Below are 21,283 nucleotides of genomic sequence, written 5' to 3' on the forward strand. Positions count from 1 at the left end.
GAATAGCTGACTGGTGAAAAACGGGTGCTGAAAAAGAAAGAACCAAACCGGATATCGAAGACCATTCTGACTGCGATCCGGAACAGGCCGGGCTACAGGCCGCTCAACGCCAACATTACCGGCGGGGATGTCGTCATTGCATCCTACAACGTCCACAAATGCATCGGCATCGACAAGCAGTTCAATCCGCAGCGCACGGCTGAAGTCATCAGCGAAATCGACGCGGACGTGATCGCCTTGCAGGAAGCCGACAGGCGTTTCGGCGAGCGTTCCGGCCTGCTTGATTTGGGCCTGCTCGAACGCCGCCACGGGCTCGTGCCGGTGCCGATAACCGCCACGATGCCCAAGGGTCACGGCTGGCACGGCAATGTGCTTCTGTTCCGCGAAGGCGTGGTGCGCAATGTGCAGCAGCTCAAGCTGCCCGGTGTCGAGCCGCGCGGCGCGCTGGTCGCGGACCTGCAATTCCCGGCGGGGCCATTGCGCGTCATCGCAGCCCATCTTGGCCTCCTGAAGCGCTCCCGCGAGCAGCAGGCCGAAAGCATCCTTACCGTCCTGCAGGAGGCCGACACGCTGCCGACCCTGCTGATCGGCGACCTCAACGAATGGCGCGTCGGCAAGCGTTCCTCGCTCGCGGCCCTCATGCCGACATTCAACCATGTCGCAACGGCAGTACCGAGCTTCCCGTCGCGGTTCCCGGTTTTTGCGCTGGATCGCGTGCTTGGCGCACCCCACAATCTGGTCACATCGGTGGAAGTGCACAACACGCCGCTGGCGCGGCTGGCATCCGATCACCTGCCGGTCAAGGCGCATCTCGACCTCAAATCGGCAATGAGCCTGCTCGAGGAACTCAGCCCGGAAATATTTAACAGCCGAACCGGATGATATTCACAGGTAAGGCGAACCCAGCCAGATAATCCGGTCCAGAAGGCGCTCCAGGAAAGGCCGGCTCTTGAGACGCGCAAGATTGACCTCGCGGCTGTCCTCTATCACCTTGCCGATGCGCTCCTCCACCTGACGCGCCACATCGCGGTCGAGGATTTCCAGATCGACTTCGAAATTCAGCCGCAGCGAACGCGGATCGATATTGGACGATCCGACATAGGACCATGCGCCGTCGATGGTCATCAGCTTGGAATGATTGAAGGCGCCGCCCGCCCGCCAGATGCGGCAGCCGTCCTTCAGCAACTGGTCGAACTGGGCGCGCATGGCGCGGTCCACGAGCTTCAGATTGTTGACGCCCGGCACGACGATATCCACCGACACGCCGCGCCGCGCAGCCGTCACCAGCGCGCTGATCAATTCGCGGTCCGGCAAGAGATAGGGCGTCATGATGAGAATATGCTGCTCGGCGATCGAGAAGGCGCCCATCATCATGCGCTGGTTGGTTTCCACGTTCTTGTCCGGTCCCGACCCGACGACGCGCACCAGCGTTCCGGTGCCCGGCGGGTTTTCCGGCGGTGCGATCTTCCATGCTTCCCCGGTGAGAAGCTCGCCGGTTGCAAAGCGCCAGTCTTCCGATGCGATATGAAAGAGATCGGCAATCGCCGGACCTTCCAGCTTGAAATGTGTATCGAAGGCAACCGCGTCGCCCGCTATCCTTCGCACGAAGCCCGCACGAATATTCATGCCGCCGGTGAAGGCGATCTTGCCGTCGACGATTAGGATTTTACGGTGGGTGCGCAGGTTGGCGTAAGGCAGGCGCAGCCCGATGATGATATTGCCGTTGAACACATCGACCGCGACGCCCTTGTCCTTCAGGAGCTTCACGATGCTCGGAAAGGAATAGCGCGCACCGACCGCATCGACCAGCACGCGCACTTCCACGCCGCGCCGGACCGCATCGCCCAAGGCATCGGCAAATACTTCCCCAATCCCGTCCCGGTCGAAAATATAGGTTTCCAGCATGATGCTGCGCTCGGCGCGGCCTATGGCGTCGAGCATGGCGGCATAGGCTTCGTCACCCGTCTCCAGCATGTCGATATTGTTGCCGCTCGTGAAGTCATAGAGGCTCACCGCATCGCCCAATATCTTCATCGCCCCGAACTGACGCCCGAAGGCTGCGCGCACGAGGTCATTCGTCGTATCGAAGTGCGACAGGTGATAAAGCGCAATCTTGCCCCGGTTGGCGCGCTGGTGGCTGAGGGTCGAACGGCGGATGCGGTTCACACCCGCAATGGCATAGACCACCGCTCCCACGATCGGCGAAAGCACGATCACGCCTACCCAGCCGATGGCGGTGCGCACTTCTTCCTTCGTCATGGTCGCGTGAATGGCGGCGATCGCTCCGAGAACAACCGACAGGACAAACAGGATATGCGGCCAGTAGTGGGAAACGAGATCGAACATCGGCAGACTTTAAGCGGAAAACGACTGTAATAGCAAAGGGATATAATGCTGCGCCCACCAAACGAACACGGGCTGCGACAACGATCCGCCAAACCCGCGCATGACTTGCAGGCACCTTGGCACCGGACCACAGAAAACTGCGCCTTGCAGCCCCGCCTCACGCAGAACGCAACGGTTGTGATAAGCTGGTCAAATTCAATACATGCTCTATACTGGTCATGAGGCTTGACAATTTGAGGGACGTCTCATGGCAACAGCTCATAATGATATCGACCGCCCGACCTTTCCGGCAGAACTTTCCAGCAAGTGGGGCTGGTTTCTCGCTCTTGGGGTGGCGCTGCTGATCCTCGGAGGCATCGCCTTCGGCAATCTGGTTCTCGCCACCGTGGTCTCGGTCTACTATGTCGGCCTGATGATGCTCATCGGCGGCGCCATGGAAATCGTTCATGCATTCGGCGTCAAAACCTGGGGCAGCTTCTTCTTCTGGCTCCTGAGCGGCCTGCTTTATACGGCGGCGGGCATCGTGGCCTTCATCAATCCGGTGCTGGCGGCCGGTGTCCTGACCTTCCTTCTGGCGGCGGCACTTCTCGGTTCCGGCGCATTCCGCATCTGGCTCGGCTTCAAATCGAAACCATCGGCTGGCTGGGGCTGGATCGTTGCGGGCGGTGTCGTCACCTTGCTGCTTGGCCTCATCATCGCCATCAAATGGCCGGTCAACAGCCTGTTCGTCCTTGGCCTTTTCCTGGCGATAGACCTGATCTTCCAGGGCTGGTCCTTCATCGCCTTCGGCCTCGGCATCAAGAGCCGCTAAAAGCGCCGCGCACCATCGGCAAAGCGGCGCAGACTGCGCCGCTTTCATCCGCCACGAGACTTGTAACATGGCGCTTGTTGAGATTCTGGCCAACTCCTGCTAGATGCTGCCCAACATCTTCGCGGCGCGCCTTCACGCGCAGCCCAACATTTCGCCATCACGAGTTTCTTCATGCCCGCTGACCATCCCGTTTCCAAGCGCCGCACATTCGCGATCATCGCGCACCCGGACGCCGGTAAAACCACGCTGACCGAAAAGCTGCTGCTGTTTGGCGGCGCCATTCAGCTTGCTGGTGAGGTGAAGGCCAAGAAGGACCGCATCCAGACCCGCTCCGACTGGATGAACATCGAGCGCGACCGCGGCATTTCCGTTGTCACCTCCGTGATGACCTTCGAATACAAGGATTGCATCTTCAACCTGCTCGACACGCCGGGCCACGAAGATTTTGCCGATGACACCTATCGCACGCTGACGGCGGTCGATTCCGCCGTCATGGTCATCGACGCCGCCAAGGGTATCGAACCGCGCACGCTCAAGCTTTTCGAAGTCTGCCGCATGCGCGACATTCCCATCGTCACCTTCGTCAACAAGATGGACCGCGAGGCGCGCGACCCGCTGGAAATCCTCGATGAGATCGAGGAAAAGCTGGCGCTCGACACGGCCCCGATCACCTGGCCCATCGGTTCGGGAAAAAGCTTTGCAGGCACCTTCGACCTGCACAGCGACACGCTGCGCCGTCAGGATAATGAAGAACAGCCGACCAAGGTCAGCGGACCGGAAGAAGCCGCAAGGCTTCTGCCGGAAAACGAGCGCGAAGCGTGGCTGGAAGGTGTGGAACTGGCGCGTGGCGTCTGTCGCCCGTTCGACCTCGCCGCCTTCCGCGAAGGCCACATGACCCCGGTCTATTTCGGCTCGGCGCTGAAGAACTATGGCGTGCGCGACCTGATCGAAGCCTTCTGCGATTTCGGCCCTTCCCCGCGCGACCAGCAGGCCGATGCCCGCATGGTGGCGGCGACCGAAGACAGGATGACCGGCTTCGTGTTCAAGATTCAGGCCAATATGGACCCGAACCATCGCGACCGCATCGCCTTCCTGCGCGTGTGCTCGGGCAAGCTGTCGCGCGGCATGAAGGCAAAGCTGGTGCGCACCGGCAAACCGATGAGCCTTTCCGCACCGCAGTTCTTTTTCGCCCGTTCGCGCCAGATTGCCGACGAAGCCTTTGCGGGCGACGTGGTCGGCATCCCCAACCACGGCACGCTGCGCATCGGCGATACGCTGACCGAGGGCGAGGATATCCTGTTCCGCGGCGTGCCGAACTTCGCGCCGGAAATCCTGCGCCGCGTTCGCCTCGACGATGCGATGAAGGCCAAGAAACTGCGCGAAGCGCTGCAGCAGATGGCGGAAGAAGGCGTCGTGCAGCTCTTCCTGCCCGATGACGGTTCGCCGGCTATCGTCGGCGTTGTCGGTGCGTTGCAGATCGACGTCCTGACCGAACGGCTCAAGGTCGAATATTCACTGCCGGTCGGCTTTGAAATGTCGCGCTTTTCGGTCTGCCGGTGGATTTCCGCCGACGATCCGGCTGAGGTCGACCGCTTCATTGCCGCCCATCGCGCCGATATCGCACACGATCTTGACCATGACCCGGTATTTCTGGCCCAGAACGGCTTCTCGCTCAACTACGAGGCCGAGCGCTGGAAAGACATCCGCTTTGCCACCGTCAAGGATTACCAGGTCCGCGGCAAAGCGTGATCCTTTGGAGAGAAAATGAACGATCCGGTTCTGGCTGCGCTTGATCTGCCTCAGGCGCTGCGGCAGCAATTACGGGATTATCGCAGTCGGCAGGACGAGCTTGGCCGCTCGACGGCCAATGTGCATCTGCTCGACCATCCCGAACAAGAACCGCTGGTTCTGAAAGTGGAGCCGCAAAGCCCGGTCGGCGAACTTGCCGACGAAGCTGCACGGCTTCGCTGGCTCAGACAGCAAAACCTTGCCTGCCCCGAAGTCCTCGCTTTCGAAATCGCGCCGGAACACAGCTTTTTGCTGATGACGCGCCTGCCGGGTCAGGATCTGGCTTCGGCAGTCGGCACGCTCGCGCCGGAGCGTATTGTCGATATTCTGGCGAGCGCCCTGAAATCGATGCATGCCATCGACCCGGCTTCCTGTCCGTTCGATCACCGGCTGGAGTTCCGCATCGAAGACGCCCGCAAGCGTGTCGAAGCGGGTGCGGTCGATGAAGAGGATTTCGACGAGGAACGTGAAGGGCGGGACACCGCAGGGAGTTTTCGAAGAACTGCTTCGCCTGAAGCCCCAAAGCGAAGATATTGTCGTCACCCATGGCGACGCCTGCCTGCCGAATTTCATTGCCGACAAGGATGCCTTCACCGGTTTCATCGATTGCGGCAGGCTCGGCCTCGCCGATCGCCATCAGGATTTGGCGCTCGCCTGCTGGAGCATCCGTTACAATCTGGGTGAAGAATGGGTAGCGCCGTTTCTGGCCACCTATGGCGGGCCGGCAATCGAAGAAGCAAAGATCAGCTATTATCGCCTGCTGGACGAGTTCTTTTGAATCCGGTTCAGCTCGATTGAAACTCCGCATATCGTCACCGATTTGCAGATGGCGCAGTTTTTCGGGATTGCGAACGAGATAGATCGCGTGGACCCGCCCCTCGGCAATCTCCAGTGCGGCGACCTGCGGCAATCCATCCGCTTCCATGCTGATATGCCCCGGCAGACCGTCGAACACGGCGAACTGCCGGATGGCGGGAGGCACACCATCAGCCTTGCGGGAGATTCCCTCGTAGAAGCGCATGATCTTCGCTCGCCCATAGATGGGATTGAGCGCCGCGTTGCGGACACCGCCGCCATCGGAATACATGATGGCATCTTCCGCCAGAAGGCCCTGCAATGCGCTGAGATCGCCACTGCGGGAGGCTTGAAAGAAGGCTTCCGCGATGGTGCGTCCGCGGTCTTCCGGCAAGGTGAATCGCGGCTTTTCCTGGCGCACATGCATCCGTGCCCGGCTTGCAAGCTGTCGGCAGGCCGCCGCGTCACGGTCGAGCACTCGCGCGACTTCCCCAAAGTCCATGCCGAAAACATCGTGCAGCAGAAAGGCCGCCCGCTCCAGCGGCGACAGCCGGTCAAGCGCCAGCATGAGCGTCAGCGTGATATCGTCGCTCCGGTCTTCCTCTTCCTCGACCAGAGGTTCGGGAAGCCATAAACCGGGATAGGTCTCACGGCGCACGCGCGCGGATTTCAGATAATCGAGCGCGAGCCGGCTTACGACCCGCACCAGCCAGCCTTCCGGTTCCCGGACGGTTTCCTGGGCTGTCGTATTCCAGCGCAACCATGCTTCCTGCGCAATATCCTCGGCTTCCGCATGAGAGCCTATCATGCGGTAAGCGATGCGAACGAGCCGGGGCCGCAGGGCCTCGAACGCGTCCGCATCGAAGCTGTTGCCCGTATCAGGCTGCTGGCGCATCGGTCGTGACCGGATGCACGGTGCGGAACCCGACCGCAACACGGTTCCAGAGATTGATCATATTGATGGCCATGCTGAGCTTCACGATCTCCTCATCCGTGAAATGCGCTTTCAACGCTTCGTAATCCTCGTCCGGCGCGCGGGTCTGCGCGATCAGCGTCAAGGCTTCGGTCCAGGCCAATGCAGCGCGTTCACGGGGCGTGAACAACGGCGATTCGCGCCACGCGGCCACGAGGTAAAGGCGTTCTTCAGTCTCTCCCGCCTTGCGGGCATCGCGCGTGTGCATGTGAATACAGTAAGCACAGCCATTGATCTGCGATGCGCGAATACGCACGAGTTCATAAAGACTATATTCCAGCCCGGCCTCCGACACGGCCTTTTCCGCCTCGACCATAGCCTGCATGATCTTCGGTGCCAGCTTGTAGGGAACGAGTCTTGCTTCCATGATATGTCTCCTTGGGGCTTACGATTTGAGGTCGTTCACCATCAAGACGAAACAGGCACCGCAGATGTGACATGGTTCACAGAGAAATTTACCTGTCTGCTTCCAGCAGTTTTTCGGCAATCTTCCCGGCCAGTCTTTCAGCGACCTGTTCCTTGCTCATTTCCGGCCATTCCTCGATACCCGACCGGCTGAGGATACGGACATGATTGCGGTCGCCACCCATCACGCTGCTTCCATCCGGTGCGTGCGAAACATCATTGGCAACGATCCAGTCCGCGCCCTTCTTCTCAAGCTTGGCTCTCGCATTTCCGGCCACATCCTGCGTTTCGGCGGCAAAGCCGACGACAAGGCCGGGACGCCTGTCGCTATGGCCGACACCGGCCAGAATGTCGGGGTTTTCGACCATGGCGAGCGTCGGCGCGCTTTCTCCGGGCTTCTTCTTGATCTTCTGCCCCGCTTCATTGGCCGTGCGCCAGTCGGCAACCGCCGCCACCATCACCGCCGCATCGGCGGGGAAGATGCCGCTCCACCGCAGCCTGCATTTCACGCGCAGTCTCGACATGAATGACATCAACGCCTTCGGGATCGGGAATGGTTACAGGGCCGGACACCAGATGCACCGTCGCGCCAAGCCGCGCGAGTGCTGCCGCGATCGCATGGCCCTGCTTGCCCGACGAGCGATTGGCGATATAGCGGACCGGATCGATAGGCTCATGCGTCGGCCCTGACGTTATGACGATGGTTTTGCCCGCAAGCGGTTTCGCCTGCGGTGACAGCAGGTTTTCAATGGCCGCGACGATTGCCAGCGGCTCGCTCATGCGGCCCGTTCCAGCCTCGCCGCTTTCCGCCATTTCGCCCCTCTCCGGTCCGATGAAGCGAACGCCATCCTTTTCAAGCGTCAGGCGGTTGCGCCTCGTCGCGGGATTGTCCCACATGGCCGGGTTCATGGCAGGCGCGATCAGAACCGGCACCTTACGGGCCAGCAGCACGGCACTTGCCAGATCGTCGGCAAGCCCGTTGGCCATCTTCGCCATCAGGTCGGCGGTCGTCGGCGCGACGACGATCAGGTCCGCATCGCGGGCAAGCCGGATATGCCCGACATCCTGCTCGTCCTCCCGCGAGAACAGATCGGTAAAGACATGATCGGCGGACACCGCGCCGATGGTCAGCGGCGTCACGAATTGCTGCGCGGCAGCCGTCATCAACGGGCGCACATGCGCGCCACGCTCGCGCAGACGGCGGATGAGGTCAGGCGTCTTGTAGGCTGCAATGCCACCGCCGATAATAAGAAGAATGCGCCTTCCGGCCAGTGAAGCCCCTGCCCCGGGCGACGCTGCCACGACCGGCGCGGCTACATTCAGTCCGGCCAGCAGGATGCGCGCCTCTTCTTCCATCGAGCGCCCATTTTGTGCCGCACGAATACGGAGACGTTCCTTGGCGGCGTCATCAAGATTACGGATGGTAATGCTGGCCATGTGATTGCACCTGCCTGTTACAAGTGCAATCATTGAAATCAGTTTAAAAGCTGGCTGTCACCTTAAAAGTGATTTCATAGCCATAAATAGAGCTTGATAGCTATTGCAGCGAGCGAAATCGCAATCACGACCTGCGCGATGCGGCCCCAGCGCGAATGGCGCGCCTCTGCCCGACCGATAGCTTCCGCGGTGGCCTCGTCAAAGCGTAATCCATTTACAGCCATGTCGTCCAGCGCAACGGAAACACGTTCCACGCGCGCCACAAGTTCCGGCGTCTTGCGCGTGAAATGCAGCAGCGAATAAGCGCTGTCCTTCGCATCGAGAAGCATACCCTGCGGCCCGAGGTTCCTGGCGATCCAGTCGCCGACCACCGGCTCCGCCGCCTTCCACATGTTGAAATGCGGATCGAGCGTGCGTGAAACACCTTCTACAACCACCATGGTCTTCTGAAGCATCAGAAGCTCGGGGCGGGTTTCCATATCGAAAAGCTCGGTCACTTCAAACAGCAAGGTCAGAAGCTTGGCCATGGAAATGGTTTCGGCGGGCTGGCCGTGGATCGGCTCGCCAATGGCGCGGATGGCCTGTGCAAAGCTTGCCACGTCGTGCGTATGCGGGACGTAACCGGCTTCGAAATGCACTTCCGCCACGCGCATGTAATCGCGTGTGATGAAGCCGTAGAGGATCTCGGCAAGGAACCGCCGCTGCTGCTTGTTGAGCCGCCCGGTAATACCGAAATCGACCGCAACGATCAGGCCCTGATGGTCCACGAACAGGTTGCCCGGATGCATGTCGGCATGGAAAAAGCCGTCGCGCAGCGTATGGCGCAGGAAAGACTGGATCAGCGTTTCAGCAAGCTTCCGGAGATCGAAACCGGCGGCTTCAAGCGCTGAAATGTCCGACATCTTGATGCCGTCGATCCATTCGAGCGTGAGCACATCGCGGCCCGTGCGCTCCCAATCGACCTTGGGAACACGGAACCCCGCATCGTCCTTGATGTTCTCGGCAATCTCGGAAAGCGCTGCCGCTTCAAGACGCAAATCCATCTCGATGCGGGTGGTCTGCTGGAGTGTCTCCACAACCTGAACCGGACGCAGGCGGCGGGTGAAAGGAACATGGCGCTCCTGCATGCGCGCGACCATGTAGAAACCTTCGAGATCGCGGGCAAAACGCTGGCGCACACCCGGACGAATGACCTTGACGGCAACCTTCTGGCGCGCTCCGTCCTTCATGATTTCGGCCGGATGCACCTGCGCCATGGAAGCGGCGGCTATCGGCGCATCGAATTGCAGGTAAAGATCATCGATCTTGCGGCCCAGCGAACCTTCGATTGCCGCAACGGCATCGACCTGCGGGAAGAAGTCGAGCCTGTCCTGCAAAAGTTCGAGGTCGGCAGCAACATCGCGCCCCACGATATCTGGCCGCGTCGCCAGAAACTGGCCAAGCTTTACATAGGACGGGCCGAGCTTGTTCATGGCGCGCGACATGCGCTCGGAACGCTGCATGTGACGCGCGCGCGGACGCGCCAGAATGCCCGCGATCTTGTGCCCGAACGCCGGAAGACCGGAAAGACCCTCAACAGGCAATGCACTGATGACGCCTTCGCGCGTCAATATCCATCCGGCCCGCATCAGCCGGAAAGCGGCGGAAAAACTGCTCATGCCCCGATGCCCCGTTCCTGACCCCGTTTCATCACAGGCACGATCAAAGCTTCCAGCCGGAATGGAGCGCGGCAATGCCGCCGGTGAAATTGCGATAGCTGACGCGCTCGAAACCAGCCTTCTCGATCATCAGCGCAAAATCCTGCTGCTTGGGGAATTTGCGGATCGACTCGACCAGATAGCTGTAGGAATCCCCGTCGCCCGTAATCATCTTGCCGATGCGCGGAATAGCGTGGAACGACCATTGGTCATAAATCTTGTCGAGAACCGGCAGTTCAACCTCGGAGAATTCGAGGCACAGGAACCGACCGCCCGGCTTCAACACGCGATAGGCTTCGGACAGCGCCTTGTCGATATGCGGCACATTGCGAATGCCGAAAGCAATCGTATAGGCGTCGAAGCTGTTGTCCTGGAAAGGCAGTTCTTCGGCATTGGCTTCGACGAATTCGAGATTGTCGGCAAGGCCCTTCTTGATCGCGCGTTCACGACCGACGCCCAGCATCGAGCCGTTGATATCGAGAATGGTGACATGGGCCTGACGGCCGGAAGCCTCAACGATGCGGAAAGCGATATCGCCGGTGCCGCCAGCAACGTCGAGCGAGGTCCAGCCCGGGCGCTTCGACGGCGCCAGCCATGCGATCATCGCATCTTTCCAGACGCGGTGCATGCCCGCCGACATGAGATCGTTCATTACGTCGTACTTGCTGGCGACCTTATGGAAAACGTCGTTGACCAGACCCTGCTTCTCGCTTTCGTCAACCGCCTTGAAACCGAATGAATGCTCCATGCCGCCTTGTGCGCCCACGCGGTCCGCATTGCCGTTCTGCTGGCTCATAGCTCATCCTGCTTCTGATTATTAAGACGAAAACGATTTCCGTAATGCATATAAAGCTTGTGCCGGACGATACAAGCAGAGACCGCCCTCCACTACCCCTTTTGTGAAGGGACCTTGCGAACCGTCTTGCGTTAGCGTTTAAAAATGGCCAAAGAGACATAAAACTGTGCGTGCGCGCTCGCCACGCGTTTTCTCCGGCGCAAACTGCCGCTAAAGTCAAAAAGATAACAAGAAAAGTGGAAAGATCATGGGCGTTACAGTCGTCAGCCATCCGCTTGTCCAGCACAAGCTTACCATCATGCGCAAGAAGGAAACGTCCACGGCCAGCTTCCGGCGGCTGCTGAAGGAAATCTCGTTGTTGCTCTGCTATGAAGTGACGCGCGATCTCGAACTGACCACCATGCCCATCGAAACGCCATTGATGCCGATGGATGCACCGGTGCTCGAAGGCAAGAAGCTCGTCTTCGCGTCGATCCTGCGCGCCGGCAACGGCCTTCTGGAAGGCATGCTCGATCTGGTCCCTGCTGCCCGCGTCGCCCATATCGGGCTTTATCGCGATCACGACACGCTGCAGCCGGTCGAATATTACTTCAAGGCGCCCGAAGACATCGTAAACCGCCTCATCATCGTGGTGGACCCGATGCTGGCCACCGGACATTCGGCAATCGCAGCCATCGACAAGCTGAAGGAACGCGGCGCGACCAATATCCGCTTCCTCTGCCTGCTGGCGGCGCCGGAAGGCATCAAGCGTTTCACCGAAGCCCATCCGGATGTCGACGTGTTTACCGCGTCCATCGATGAGCGCCTCGATGAAAAGGGCTATATCGTTCCCGGCCTCGGCGATGCCGGCGACCGCATGTACGGCACCAAGTAAGCATTAACCCGCGCCTGCTATCGTGCCTCCAAACGGGGGCAGCATGGCGCGGGCTTTTACGATCCTTCTGGTATTCGCGGGACTGGCAATCGCCTTCCCGCTCCTGTTTGAAAAATTCAGCCCGCAACTGAAAGCCGGTTCAAGCACAGCCGCGACAGCCTCATCCGCTTCTTCGTCGCCCTCCACTGCCTATAGCGGCCGCCGCGCGCAGATCGCGCCGGACAGCCGCGGCCATTTCATCGCGGACGTCAGGATCGCCGGTCAAACCCTTCGCGCCATGGTGGATACCGGGGCAAGCGTCGTTGCAATCAACGCAAATGCCGCGCGGCGCATCGGCCTGTCGCTCAAACCCGATGATTTCAGATATCGCGTCTCGACCGCCAATGGCGAGACCCTTGCAGCACATGCCATCCTGCCGAGTATCGAAATCGGACGTATCCGCGTGGAGAATGTGGACGCGATGGTCCTGCGGGACGACGCGCTCTCGGATACGCTGCTTGGCATGAGTTTTCTGAAGCGTCTGCGTCACTATGAAGTATCGAATGGCGCACTCCTGCTGACGCAATGATGTGATAGCGTACTTCCGATACAGGTCAAAAGCGGTTACATCCACTGATCAGAAAGCCTCAAGACCGATGGAAGCCAGCCATGACACCGGACCAACGCCTGACCGAGCTCGAAATTCGCGTAGCCGAACAGGAAAAGACAATCGATGAATTGTCATCCGTTCTGGCCCAACAATGGAAAACCATCGACCAGCTTTCCAAGAAGCTCGGCGCACTGACCGATCGCTTTCTGGAACTGGAAGAGCAGACCGCGCCGGACGTGCCGGTCACCAAACCACCGCACTGGTAGAACATTATGCTTCAGATTGTCCCGCTTGCCGACCGTCCCGATCTCGTAACCGTCTGCGCCGCATGGAACCATGCGGAATGGGGTGAATTTACCGGGTCCACCCTCGATGAGACCGCACAAGCCTTTTACGACATCTCCCGTGAAGACGATGGGCAGGCAGCGCGGGTCGCGCTGTGGAACGGGGAACCTGCCGGGCTTGCCCTCCTGATCCATAGCGACCTGGAAACGCATCCGCATCTGAAGCCGTGGGTGGCGAGCGTGTTCGTTGCGCCCGGCCATCGCGGCAAAGGCATCGCCAAAGGTCTTGTCGGCGCCATTGAGGACGCCGCCCGGCAACATGGCTATGGAGAGGCCTATCTCTACACCAACAAGCCGGATCTCTACCGGCAGATCGGCTGGAGCGATTTCGAGCTGCTCGATGGCGACTATGCAGGAATGCTGATCATGCAAAAGAAAATCGCGCGGTAAGAACCGCGCGATCTTTTATTACCGGCCCGCTTATTGTGCCAGCGGGATCGGGCAACTCACGCCAGTGCCGCGCAAGCCGCAATAACCGTTCGGGTTCTTCGCCAGATATTGCTGGTGATAGTCCTCGGCATAATAAAACTCCGGCGCATCCTCGATTTCCGTAGTGATCGGGCCGAGTGCGCGAGCGGCGAGCGCCTGCGTGTAGTTTTCACGGCTCTTTTCCGCCACGTCACGATCCGCCTTGTCGAAAGTGTAGATGACCGAACGGTAGGTCGTGCCGATATCGTTGCCCTGTCGCATACCCTGGGTCGGATCGTGCTCTTCCCAGAAAAGGGTCAAAAGCTCGTCAAGGCTCACAACCTTCGGATCGTAGACGACCAGCACGACCTCCGCATGGCCGGTGAGGCCTGTGCAGGTTTCCTCATAGGTCGGGTTGGGCGTAACGCCGCCCGCATAACCGACCGCCGTCACATATACGCCCGGCACCTGCCAAAACAGGCGTTCGGCACCCCAAAAGCAGCCCATCCCGAACAGAACCTGCTTGTAGTCTTCCGGCCACGGTCCTTTCAGCGGGCGCCCGTTCACGAAATGGGTGGCGGCAGTCGGGATCGGCGCCGCGCGCCCGGGCAAAGCCTCGTCCGTCGAGGGCATCTGCATCTTCTTGCGATAGCTGTCCAAGAAACTCATGGTCTCCATCTCCTGATTATCGGGCGGTGAAACGTCCCAAAGGGCGCTCTCGACGATGACCGATTGCATAGAATAAAAGGGCGAGAATGCCGAAAAGAAGCCAGCCAGGCTGCTCAAGCAAAGGAACACAGACGGCATTCCAGGCTCCTGCCCCTATATAGTGCGTCACGAAGGTTTCTGCATCGGCCAATGTTTCGGGCGCGTTGCGTGACCACATGGATAAAAGCGGCTTGGCGATAAACTGCGACGCGCCAACGGAGCGCGCACCATCAAGGACCGCGAAGATCACCGCGAAAGCGAGAAAAACAACCGCAAAACTACGCAATACAAATCGGATCACGATTCTTCGCCCCGGATTCCTACCCTGCTCACGGCCCCGGTTTTGAGCCCGGCCTGCCGAAGATTTGTCTTTTTGACGTTACTAAAGCATAGCACACAGAACCTGCCACACTCAAAGCCAAGCTCGAACACAATTCCTCGACCGCAATAAAATTCAATGATTTCAAATATTTATCGCGCCGACATCGCTCTTTGCACAGGTTCGGCGATTTAGACGCAAAAACTTGCAAATAGCTGTTGAACATATGCATTTTCTGGCTATATTCGCGCCGCACCCGCTAGTTGGCGATTAACCAGCGCCTGTTTCGAAAAGCGGTGTCACGTTTGCAGTCAGTTTTCACCGTGAGACACGGTTTCCCGACAGCAAGGCAGACGGAGAGGTGGCCGAGTGGTTGAAGGCGCACGCCTGGAACGCGTGTATACGGGAAACCGTATCGAGGGTTCGAATCCCTCTCTCTCCGCCATTATCATCGACCCGGCGACGGGCCGCGCCTATCTTGATGCAGCGTAGGGTTTTGATGATGATATCGTCTCTGCGGTGACGTTTTCCCTAAAGGTAAAAAATCTGACTTGGATATGAAGCCCGCAGACGCAGGCTTCATAACGTTCCCCGATCAAGACTGATCGAGAAATTCCGTCAGGAAACGTCGAAACGGTCGGCTGCATTCGACCGGGGCCATGTGAGTTTGGCCTTCGAGAACTTCCAGTTTAGCGTCGACGATACCATTTCGGGCGGCTTCCATCATGCCGTCGCCAAAAAACTGATCCAGTTCCCCTCCGATAATCAGTGTCCTTGCTGTGATCGCGGTCAGATCGACTGGCTCAGCCTGCATTATCAATTGAAGATACCGCACAATAGCGTCACCGGAGTTCATTTTTTCTGGAAGTTTGTTGCGGTCCACCCATAGCTTTATCTTCAGTAACAAATTCAGCAGGGGATTGCGGAATATTGCCGCAAAGTCATTGATCAGCTCGTAGTACTGCTCCTGTTGGGCAAACTGGATTTGTCGATTTATCCTGATTTCGCCATTCTCGCTGAACTTGTGAGCGCTCGCCACCAAAATCAGCTTCTTAACCGACCCTTCGCGCGCTGCCGCAAGCCTTGTCGCCAGCAGTCCGCCATAGGATATCCCCATGAGCGAAAACGCCGGGACCTTCATTTCTCTGATCGCGCGCTCATAGTCTGACACGATTGTCTCAGTTGTTGCTTTCGTGTCGAGCTGCTGATCGTAGCCGATCAGGATAAAGCCCTGTGTTGGCGGCAGCATACGTGCGACACGTTTTGCGTCATGCATCATCCTGTCAAAGCTGTGTTTGCGGACAAAACCTTGCCCGCCATTGATCACGATCAGGGGATCAGATTGATCGCCCATGCGAATATAGGGAATTCTTCCGAGCAAAAAGCCGGTCTCAAATTTGGTCATGATAATCCTCAGCAGCAATAGCTGCTTTCGTCAGCATATTGGCTGTTGGGTTATTTATCAGCGATCTGGCGGGCAATAGCTTGCGCCAGAGGCGGCATCGGCAGCTCCATGCGGATGTAAACACGGCCGTCCCGTGTTCTCGATACCAAACCGGCATCGCAGATCTCGCGACGCAGCAAAGCGTGATCTCCGAAACTGTGCCACGCTTTCATAAGCGCGTTCACCTCGGCTTCCGTCAGTTTCGTCCGGGCCGGCAAGCGAGACCAAAGCACCCATAGAACCGATATCTGATCCGAACGTTTGCTTGGAAAGCGCGTAAGAACGCCATCCTTATCAAAGCAGCGGGCCACACGCTCCACGCTCGCTCGGTCGATAACAGGGTGTTTTTCTTCCTTTACAGGCTTTTTCGCACCGCTTCGCAGGTGCTGGAAGTTTTTGTATCCTGCACCTTTCGCAAGAATATTCAAAACTTCAAGGTGAGAAGGCTGTTTTTCGCGATCGGCATAGGCACTACGAATATTGCGCGCTAAAGCCGAAATGTCATTGACATGCAATGGTATTAATTCCCTGGGCATGGTCCCTGATCCTTAAGGCGTGCCTGTCAAATTGAGATCGGTGATCGCCATTCCGACGCGGCACGAACAAGGTGGTCGATGCGTCAAGGAACTAAAGAAGCAGGTTTAGCTTGCCCAGAGGGCGGCGATGCCTAGGTGAACTGCGGACCGGAGGCCCGTTTATCAGAAGGACAAATTGCCTGCAAGAGCAATTTGTTCTTGGTTCTCCGGACTATCTAACCGAGTTGCGGGACCGTGCAAGCCTCTCCCCGCTGCCAGCGCGGTTGTGCGGGGCATGATGGTAAAACGCCGTTCGAAACCAATGGTTTTGGGTATGCTCCGGAGCCCCAAAAAGGTGAGGCGTGTTCTACGACAAGTGCGCAATGCGAAGGCGGTGCATGCAGTCCGGGCCGAATTTCTTTACTGAACGACAAATCGTTTCATATGGAATGACCGTGCTGAATCGAGCATCATTCTGTCGACAACACCCAAGCCAAGCGGAAATCGATAATACGGCCCACGGATTGGCCGGGACCAGCGGTGACAAGCAATTGCGCTTATGGCGGACCGTGGTTCGTGCATGTCGCAGCAGTTCACATACCGCGAGAGCTCGTTCGGAATAGCTACCTGATTTTCGTCGGAAGACGATGAAGCAGAATCATGAGCGATTTGAAGTAACTGCCTCTGACCCGAACGGCGCCACTTCAAAAAACCCTCTTGCACAAAATCGGGGGCCCAATCGCGCTCGTCGCGCCGATTGGGCCTTGCTTTATGTAACTTACTCGGCGGGCTTACGGGTATCGCTGGTGCTGATCACCCGACCTCCCAGTATCGTTGCCAAAACCGGCACATCACGGATGGCTTTCGGAGCGACCGTCGCAGGGTCATCGCCCAGCACCACGAAGTCCGCGAACTTGCCAGCTTCGATGCTGCCGACTTTCTCATCGATCCCAAGAGTATAGGCGGCATCAATCGTTACCATGCGCAACGCCTTGTCCACCGATATGCGCTCAGCCGGAGCCAGAACCTTCTTGGAGATCGCACCAATACGATTCACAGCGATCCACACTTCTTCCAGCGGACGCGGCGGCGCAACGGGCGTGTCGGTGTGAAGCGACACGACCACACCTGCGTCCGTCAGCGTCTTCAGCCGGGCAGCGGTATTGGCCCGATCGGTGCCGAACTCAGGTCCGTTCAGGTCCGCGCGTTCGTAGACATAGTATGGGTTGATGCTCACCACACCGCCAAGGGGCACTCACCCGCCGCGCCTGCTCGGGGGTGGAAATACCATAATGTTCAAAGGTGAAGCGGTGATCGAAGCGCGGCTTATCCTTTTGCAGCGCATCCAGCGCATTGATGGTCGCCTCGTTTCCGGCGTTGCCATTGGTATGCACGTGGATGTGGAAGTTCTGCTCCCACCACGGCTTCATGTCGGCCACGAAGTCGGACAACTTGTCAAACATGAAGAGGCCGCTGTAGCGGTCGGAGTGGATGTAGCCCGGATTCTGTATCTGCATGCTGAAGCTCAGAAGGCCATCATCGGAGAAGAATTTTACCCCTTCGAACATCAGCCTGTCATTGCTCGAGTCGCGCAGCTTGTTTGCTTCGGCGATCGCATTGTCGCCATAGGTGCTCGCGAAAGTATGCCCGTCAACCACAACGACGAGGCGCTGATTGGCCTTCGAACTATCGAAGGAAGACTTCAGCACCTGGTGCTCAAGTGGAATATTGATCAGCCCGAACGCCAGGTCGGACATCGTGGTCACACCCGCCTGCTGGGACAGGTCCGACAGATATTTGACGTTCTTCAGCGCGATATCCGGCGCCAGCAATGCGTTGATGGTTGGAGCGAGCACATATTGAGCAGCGCGCTCACCCAGGAACTTTCCATTGAGTTCCCCGTCGGAGCCAACCCCAATGCCCAACACCTTCTTGGCGTCCTCGGTGGTGAGGCCCCGCTTCTTGATCGCGGCACTGTTGGTGAAGACGAAATGCTCGGAAGCATCCCAGACAAAAATCGGCTTCACGGTAGAAATCTTGTCGAGCTCGGTTTTGTCGAGATGGCCGCCCATCGCCACGACGTCGAAGCCAAAGGCCAGCACATCGGCGTTCGGGTCCTTCGACGCCTCTACATATTCCGCCAGCTTGGCAAGCGCTTCCTGCCGCGTCTTCACACCGGGAAACGCTGGCCCATAAGGGTTGAGCATCGGATAGTAGCTCAACGGCGGGCGGGTCAATGAGGTTGCGCCGACGATAGGATGGGAATGGGCCTCGACAAACCCCGGATAGATGACGCGATTCTGGAACTGCTTGTCGATCTTGTGCGGATACTTATCGAGCCAGGGCTTCAAGTCGTCCAGGGTCCCTACCGAGAGAATCTTTCCGTCCTTCACCGCGACGGCCGTTGCCTCGGGCCAGCCCGGATCCATCGTCACAATTTTTCGCGCCGTGTAGACGGTGACCAATCCATCATCCGTTGAGGCAGTCGCAGATTTGGCAGAGCCATCAGTAGATGTTTGAGCGAGCGCTAATAAAGGAAAACTTAAAGTAAAGGCAACGGACAATACGCCGACAGCAGACTTTATCTTCATCACGACCCCTCAAACAACCTCTAATAGAACCTTAAACGAAGAAGGAGCCAGCCATCAATAAAGTAAATCTGCCCCACCCAATGCCAATCTATGAGCAGTGATTACAATTGTCAATCAGGTGTTCTTTGTTTTATATTATAGAATTACATTATATTCGAGATTTATCTCAGGTTTGGATGGTGCATTTTTCTCGCGCGCGGAGGGAGCACGCGCTGCAAAATCAATCCTGCTGTCCTGATCGACGCAGCAAAACACCGCTGCATCCGAAACCGGCAATTAAAAAGCCGGAGGTTTGGCCTCCGGCTTTGATTTTAGTTCAGGCCTTCTTCCTTGAACGCCTTTTGCACGTTCGGGCGCGCCAACACGCGTTCGCGCAGCTTCAGCGCCTTGGGATAGGCACTTAAATCGAGTTTCAGTCCGACGCCCCAGCCAATGATGACAGACGCATAGGCATCCGGCTGCGTGAAATCATCGCCAAGCCAGTAGGCGTTCTTGTCCGACAGCATGGCTTCGAACTGCCCCAGACGACGATTGATATTGGCAATGACGCCCGCCTTCGCTTCTTCCGTGAGGGTGGGAGCGAACAGGCCGCTGAAAGCCGCATGCAGATCCGAGCAGAAGCCCAGCGCTTCCTGCAGGCGTGCGCGTTCGATCGTGCCATAGGCAGGTTTGAACGCCGCAACATCGGAATGGTCGCCGATATATTGGAGAATTGCCGCGTTCTGCGTGATGACAGTGCCGGGCTTTACTTCCAGCGCCGGAACCGCGCCGCGCGGATTGATCGCGAAATAGTCTTCGCCGTCAGCCGTCTTCTTGGCCTTGATGTCCACGGCTTCCAGCTCATAAGGCAGGCCTGCTTCGCTCAGGATGATGTGGGGTGCGAGCGAACAGGCACCAGCCTTGTAATAAAGTTTCATGAAAAACTCCCATCGGTTTCGATGAAAGATATCTATCAAATTCGCCCCGCCCGCAACAAACCGGGGATCACATTTCTTTGTGTGCCCCCGATATTCGAAAGATCGTCCTGAAACAGGCCATCTATCAGAAAAGCGATGCTATCCGGGCGGGTTTGGAGGATTGCATCCGGGTCACGACGACCAGCTTGTTGAACTCGCCGCGCTTGAAGGCGCGCAGGAAGCGCGGATAGTCCTTGAACACCACACAGCCATTGGAATCACCACGGCGTCCGAGCATGAAAGTATGCGCCAGAAGCCCATCGCGATTGTAGCGGTTATTGCCATCGACAGGCGTGAGGCGGATCGCCTCGACGCCGTGGAACAACGCCTCGCGCATGCGCAGATCATAGGTATGCGGCGGTGTGGGCCCGCGGTTCTTCTGGTTCACGTAGCGCGGATTGTCACGCATCGGACCGAGGCCGGAATGGGCTTCCAGACGCTCGCCGCTCGGCAGGTAAACGGTGGCCGCGGAAATATCATAGATGGCAACCTTGCTGCGCGAAGCCTGATTGAGAAGCGGGCTGAACAGGCCGAGGCGCGGCTCCTCGGTTGCGCCGCTTTCCGGCGCATAGGCGAGTTCGGTCTTTTCACGCATGCGGGAACGGCGCAGCGAAGGCTTGGCACCAGGCAGCGGCACGTCATCGGGCAGGAATGCGTCCTGAGTGGCACCGTCTTCTGCGGCGACAGCCGAGTTCTGGTCCGGTGCGAGCTGCGGAACAGGAACGGCATTGCCGGTGGGCAGATGTGCCTGCTTCTCCGCCGCATCCACTTCTTCGGCTTTCGAGAGCGGTTCTATCTTGCTGAAAGCCGCTGCCGCGTCCGATGGGGCAGGCACCGGCGCATAGGCGAGCATAGTCGCACCGGCCTCCGCAGCAGGTTGCTGTGGCTGAACGCGCGCCAAAACGGGCTCTTCGCGCCGAACGCGATCAGCGCGCAGTTCAATGAGGGACGCCGTATCAACGGGCTTGTCCTCGATGACGGAATCCGGGCCGATATCGGCGATGATAGGCGCACCATCCGCGCTTTTGCTCCGGCGCCAGTCGAGATTGGAATAAGCGGCGTCAGCGGTATAGGTATCGATGAAGCCTTGCCTGATGCGTCGCGACGGTGCGAGCCTGTGGTCGACGACGGCAAGCGCCTGCGGTGCGTTCAGGGAGACACGGCGCATGACCGGGGCAACAGGTGCAAAGGCTGGCACCACCGTTTCCAGCGTATCGAGCGCGGTCATCATCCAGCTTCCGGCTACGAGGCCCGTTGCGGCGAACACCGCAACACGCGTAAACCCCTTGAGACCGAAAGGAAGCCGGATGCCCTTGCCGCGCGGAGCTGCGGAGCCATACACTTCTGTTACACACGCCATGATACAAATCCGAGTGGAGAACAACTTTCACTGCACCGCCTTGCATGTCAGTCCGGCAAAAAGACGAACGCAACATGGCAAGGCGGTGACTGGAAGGTCATCTCCAGCATCGCCAATTATGGTAACC

Annotated in this window: 19 protein-coding genes, 1 tRNA gene and 3 pseudogenes; 9 read left to right on the forward strand and 14 right to left on the reverse strand. The window is 58.4% G+C overall.

Annotation, left to right across the window (positions count from 1 at the left end):
- Positions 1 to 24: 24 nt before the first annotated feature.
- Positions 25 to 882 (forward strand): endonuclease/exonuclease/phosphatase family protein, encoded by an 858-nt coding sequence (locus OINT_RS09585; RefSeq protein ID WP_006467606.1) that lies wholly within the window; start codon positions 25 to 27, stop codon positions 880 to 882.
- A gap of 3 nt (positions 883 to 885) precedes the next feature.
- On the opposite strand, the gene cls is transcribed toward OINT_RS09585, so the two are convergent.
- Entirely contained in the window at positions 886 to 2,346 is a 1,461-nt protein-coding gene (gene cls, locus OINT_RS09590) for a cardiolipin synthase (RefSeq protein ID WP_006467607.1), read from the reverse strand.
- Between the two features lie 247 nt (positions 2,347 to 2,593).
- Here cls and OINT_RS09595 point away from each other — a divergent pair, with 247 nt between their 5' ends.
- The 3 genes and pseudogenes from OINT_RS09595 (at position 2,594) to aph(3')-IId (ending at position 5,723) form a co-directional block, all read left to right on the forward strand.
- The gene (locus tag OINT_RS09595; protein WP_006467608.1) at positions 2,594 to 3,157 is read left to right on the forward strand and encodes an HdeD family acid-resistance protein; all 564 of its coding nucleotides are present in this window, start codon (positions 2,594 to 2,596) and stop codon (positions 3,155 to 3,157) included.
- A gap of 171 nt (positions 3,158 to 3,328) precedes the next feature.
- Complete coding sequence (locus tag OINT_RS09600; RefSeq protein WP_006467609.1) at positions 3,329 to 4,906, forward strand: peptide chain release factor 3; 1,578 nt, start codon at positions 3,329 to 3,331, stop codon at positions 4,904 to 4,906.
- A 15-nt stretch (positions 4,907 to 4,921) separates the two neighbouring features.
- Positions 4,922 to 5,723, forward strand: a pseudogene (aph(3')-IId, locus tag OINT_RS24080) (aminoglycoside O-phosphotransferase APH(3')-IId).
- Positions 5,724 to 5,768: 45 nt separating this feature from the next.
- Here the strand turns inward: aph(3')-IId and OINT_RS24085 are convergent.
- The 5 genes and pseudogenes from OINT_RS24085 to ubiE form a co-directional block, all read right to left on the reverse strand.
- A pseudogene (locus tag OINT_RS24085) lies at positions 5,769 to 6,635 on the reverse strand (sigma-70 family RNA polymerase sigma factor); the annotation flags it as partial.
- On the reverse strand, positions 6,619 to 7,080 hold the full coding sequence (locus OINT_RS09615; RefSeq protein WP_006467611.1) for a carboxymuconolactone decarboxylase family protein: 462 nt from the start codon (positions 7,078 to 7,080) through the stop codon (positions 6,619 to 6,621). The pseudogene OINT_RS24085 and the gene OINT_RS09615, both read right to left, overlap by 17 nt.
- Positions 7,081 to 7,168: 88 nt before the next feature.
- A pseudogene (coaBC, locus tag OINT_RS09620) lies at positions 7,169 to 8,555 on the reverse strand (bifunctional phosphopantothenoylcysteine decarboxylase/phosphopantothenate--cysteine ligase CoaBC).
- Between the two features lie 74 nt (positions 8,556 to 8,629).
- Positions 8,630 to 10,213 carry a 2-polyprenylphenol 6-hydroxylase gene (gene ubiB, locus OINT_RS09625; RefSeq protein WP_006467612.1) on the reverse strand — a complete coding sequence of 528 codons (1,584 nt, stop codon included), beginning with the start codon at positions 10,211 to 10,213 and terminating at the stop codon, positions 8,630 to 8,632.
- Positions 10,214 to 10,256: 43 nt separating this feature from the next.
- Positions 10,257 to 11,048, reverse strand: coding sequence for a bifunctional demethylmenaquinone methyltransferase/2-methoxy-6-polyprenyl-1,4-benzoquinol methylase UbiE (gene ubiE / locus OINT_RS09630; RefSeq protein ID WP_006467613.1), 792 nt, complete (start codon positions 11,046 to 11,048; stop codon positions 10,257 to 10,259).
- 247 nt (positions 11,049 to 11,295) lie between these two features.
- Between ubiE and upp the strand changes: the two genes are divergently transcribed.
- From upp to OINT_RS09650, 4 genes are all read left to right on the forward strand, one after another.
- The gene (gene upp, locus OINT_RS09635; RefSeq protein ID WP_006467614.1) at positions 11,296 to 11,922 is read left to right on the forward strand and encodes a uracil phosphoribosyltransferase; all 627 of its coding nucleotides are present in this window, start codon (positions 11,296 to 11,298) and stop codon (positions 11,920 to 11,922) included.
- A gap of 43 nt (positions 11,923 to 11,965) precedes the next feature.
- A complete protein-coding gene (locus tag OINT_RS09640; RefSeq protein ID WP_006472206.1) occupies positions 11,966 to 12,490 on the forward strand; it encodes a retropepsin-like aspartic protease family protein in 525 nt (174 codons plus the stop codon).
- An 80-nt stretch (positions 12,491 to 12,570) separates the two neighbouring features.
- The gene (locus OINT_RS09645; RefSeq protein WP_006467616.1) at positions 12,571 to 12,777 is read left to right on the forward strand and encodes a SlyX family protein; all 207 of its coding nucleotides are present in this window, start codon (positions 12,571 to 12,573) and stop codon (positions 12,775 to 12,777) included.
- A gap of 6 nt (positions 12,778 to 12,783) precedes the next feature.
- Positions 12,784 to 13,245, forward strand: coding sequence for a GNAT family N-acetyltransferase (locus tag OINT_RS09650; RefSeq protein WP_006467617.1), 462 nt, complete (start codon positions 12,784 to 12,786; stop codon positions 13,243 to 13,245).
- Positions 13,246 to 13,275: 30 nt separating this feature from the next.
- On the opposite strand, the gene msrA is transcribed toward OINT_RS09650, so the two are convergent.
- Together msrA and OINT_RS09660 are read right to left on the reverse strand one after the other, a co-directional pair.
- Positions 13,276 to 13,932, reverse strand: coding sequence for a peptide-methionine (S)-S-oxide reductase MsrA (gene msrA, locus OINT_RS09655; RefSeq protein ID WP_006472205.1), 657 nt, complete (start codon positions 13,930 to 13,932; stop codon positions 13,276 to 13,278).
- Between the two features lie 16 nt (positions 13,933 to 13,948).
- On the reverse strand, positions 13,949 to 14,272 hold the full coding sequence (locus OINT_RS09660) for a hypothetical protein (RefSeq protein WP_006467619.1): 324 nt from the start codon (positions 14,270 to 14,272) through the stop codon (positions 13,949 to 13,951).
- A gap of 373 nt (positions 14,273 to 14,645) precedes the next feature.
- On the opposite strand from OINT_RS09660, the gene OINT_RS09665 reads away from it, so the two are divergent.
- A tRNA-Ser gene (locus OINT_RS09665) sits at positions 14,646 to 14,735 on the forward strand.
- A 150-nt stretch (positions 14,736 to 14,885) separates the two neighbouring features.
- On the opposite strand, the gene OINT_RS09670 is transcribed toward OINT_RS09665, so the two are convergent.
- The 6 genes from OINT_RS09670 to OINT_RS09695 form a co-directional block, all read right to left on the reverse strand.
- On the reverse strand, positions 14,886 to 15,695 hold the full coding sequence (locus OINT_RS09670; protein ID WP_006472204.1) for an alpha/beta fold hydrolase: 810 nt from the start codon (positions 15,693 to 15,695) through the stop codon (positions 14,886 to 14,888).
- Between the two features lie 50 nt (positions 15,696 to 15,745).
- Positions 15,746 to 16,249 carry a DUF2087 domain-containing protein gene (locus OINT_RS09675; protein WP_006472203.1) on the reverse strand — a complete coding sequence of 168 codons (504 nt, stop codon included), beginning with the start codon at positions 16,247 to 16,249 and terminating at the stop codon, positions 15,746 to 15,748.
- A 778-nt stretch (positions 16,250 to 17,027) separates the two neighbouring features.
- Positions 17,028 to 17,486 (reverse strand): amidohydrolase family protein, encoded by a 459-nt coding sequence (locus tag OINT_RS24295; protein ID WP_006467622.1) that lies wholly within the window; start codon positions 17,484 to 17,486, stop codon positions 17,028 to 17,030.
- Positions 17,434 to 18,840, reverse strand: coding sequence for an amidohydrolase family protein (locus tag OINT_RS09685; RefSeq protein WP_268870291.1), 1,407 nt, complete (start codon positions 18,838 to 18,840; stop codon positions 17,434 to 17,436). Before OINT_RS09685 ends, OINT_RS24295 begins: the two co-directional genes overlap by 53 nt.
- A gap of 311 nt (positions 18,841 to 19,151) precedes the next feature.
- Positions 19,152 to 19,757 (reverse strand): glutathione transferase, encoded by a 606-nt coding sequence (gene gst, locus OINT_RS09690; RefSeq protein ID WP_006472201.1) that lies wholly within the window; start codon positions 19,755 to 19,757, stop codon positions 19,152 to 19,154.
- A gap of 124 nt (positions 19,758 to 19,881) precedes the next feature.
- Entirely contained in the window at positions 19,882 to 21,156 is a 1,275-nt protein-coding gene (locus OINT_RS09695; protein ID WP_036565448.1) for a DUF2778 domain-containing protein, read from the reverse strand.
- Positions 21,157 to 21,283 lie beyond the last annotated feature (127 nt).

This window comes from Brucella intermedia LMG 3301, from assembly GCF_000182645.1.
GTDB lineage: Bacteria > Pseudomonadota > Alphaproteobacteria > Rhizobiales > Rhizobiaceae > Brucella > Brucella intermedia.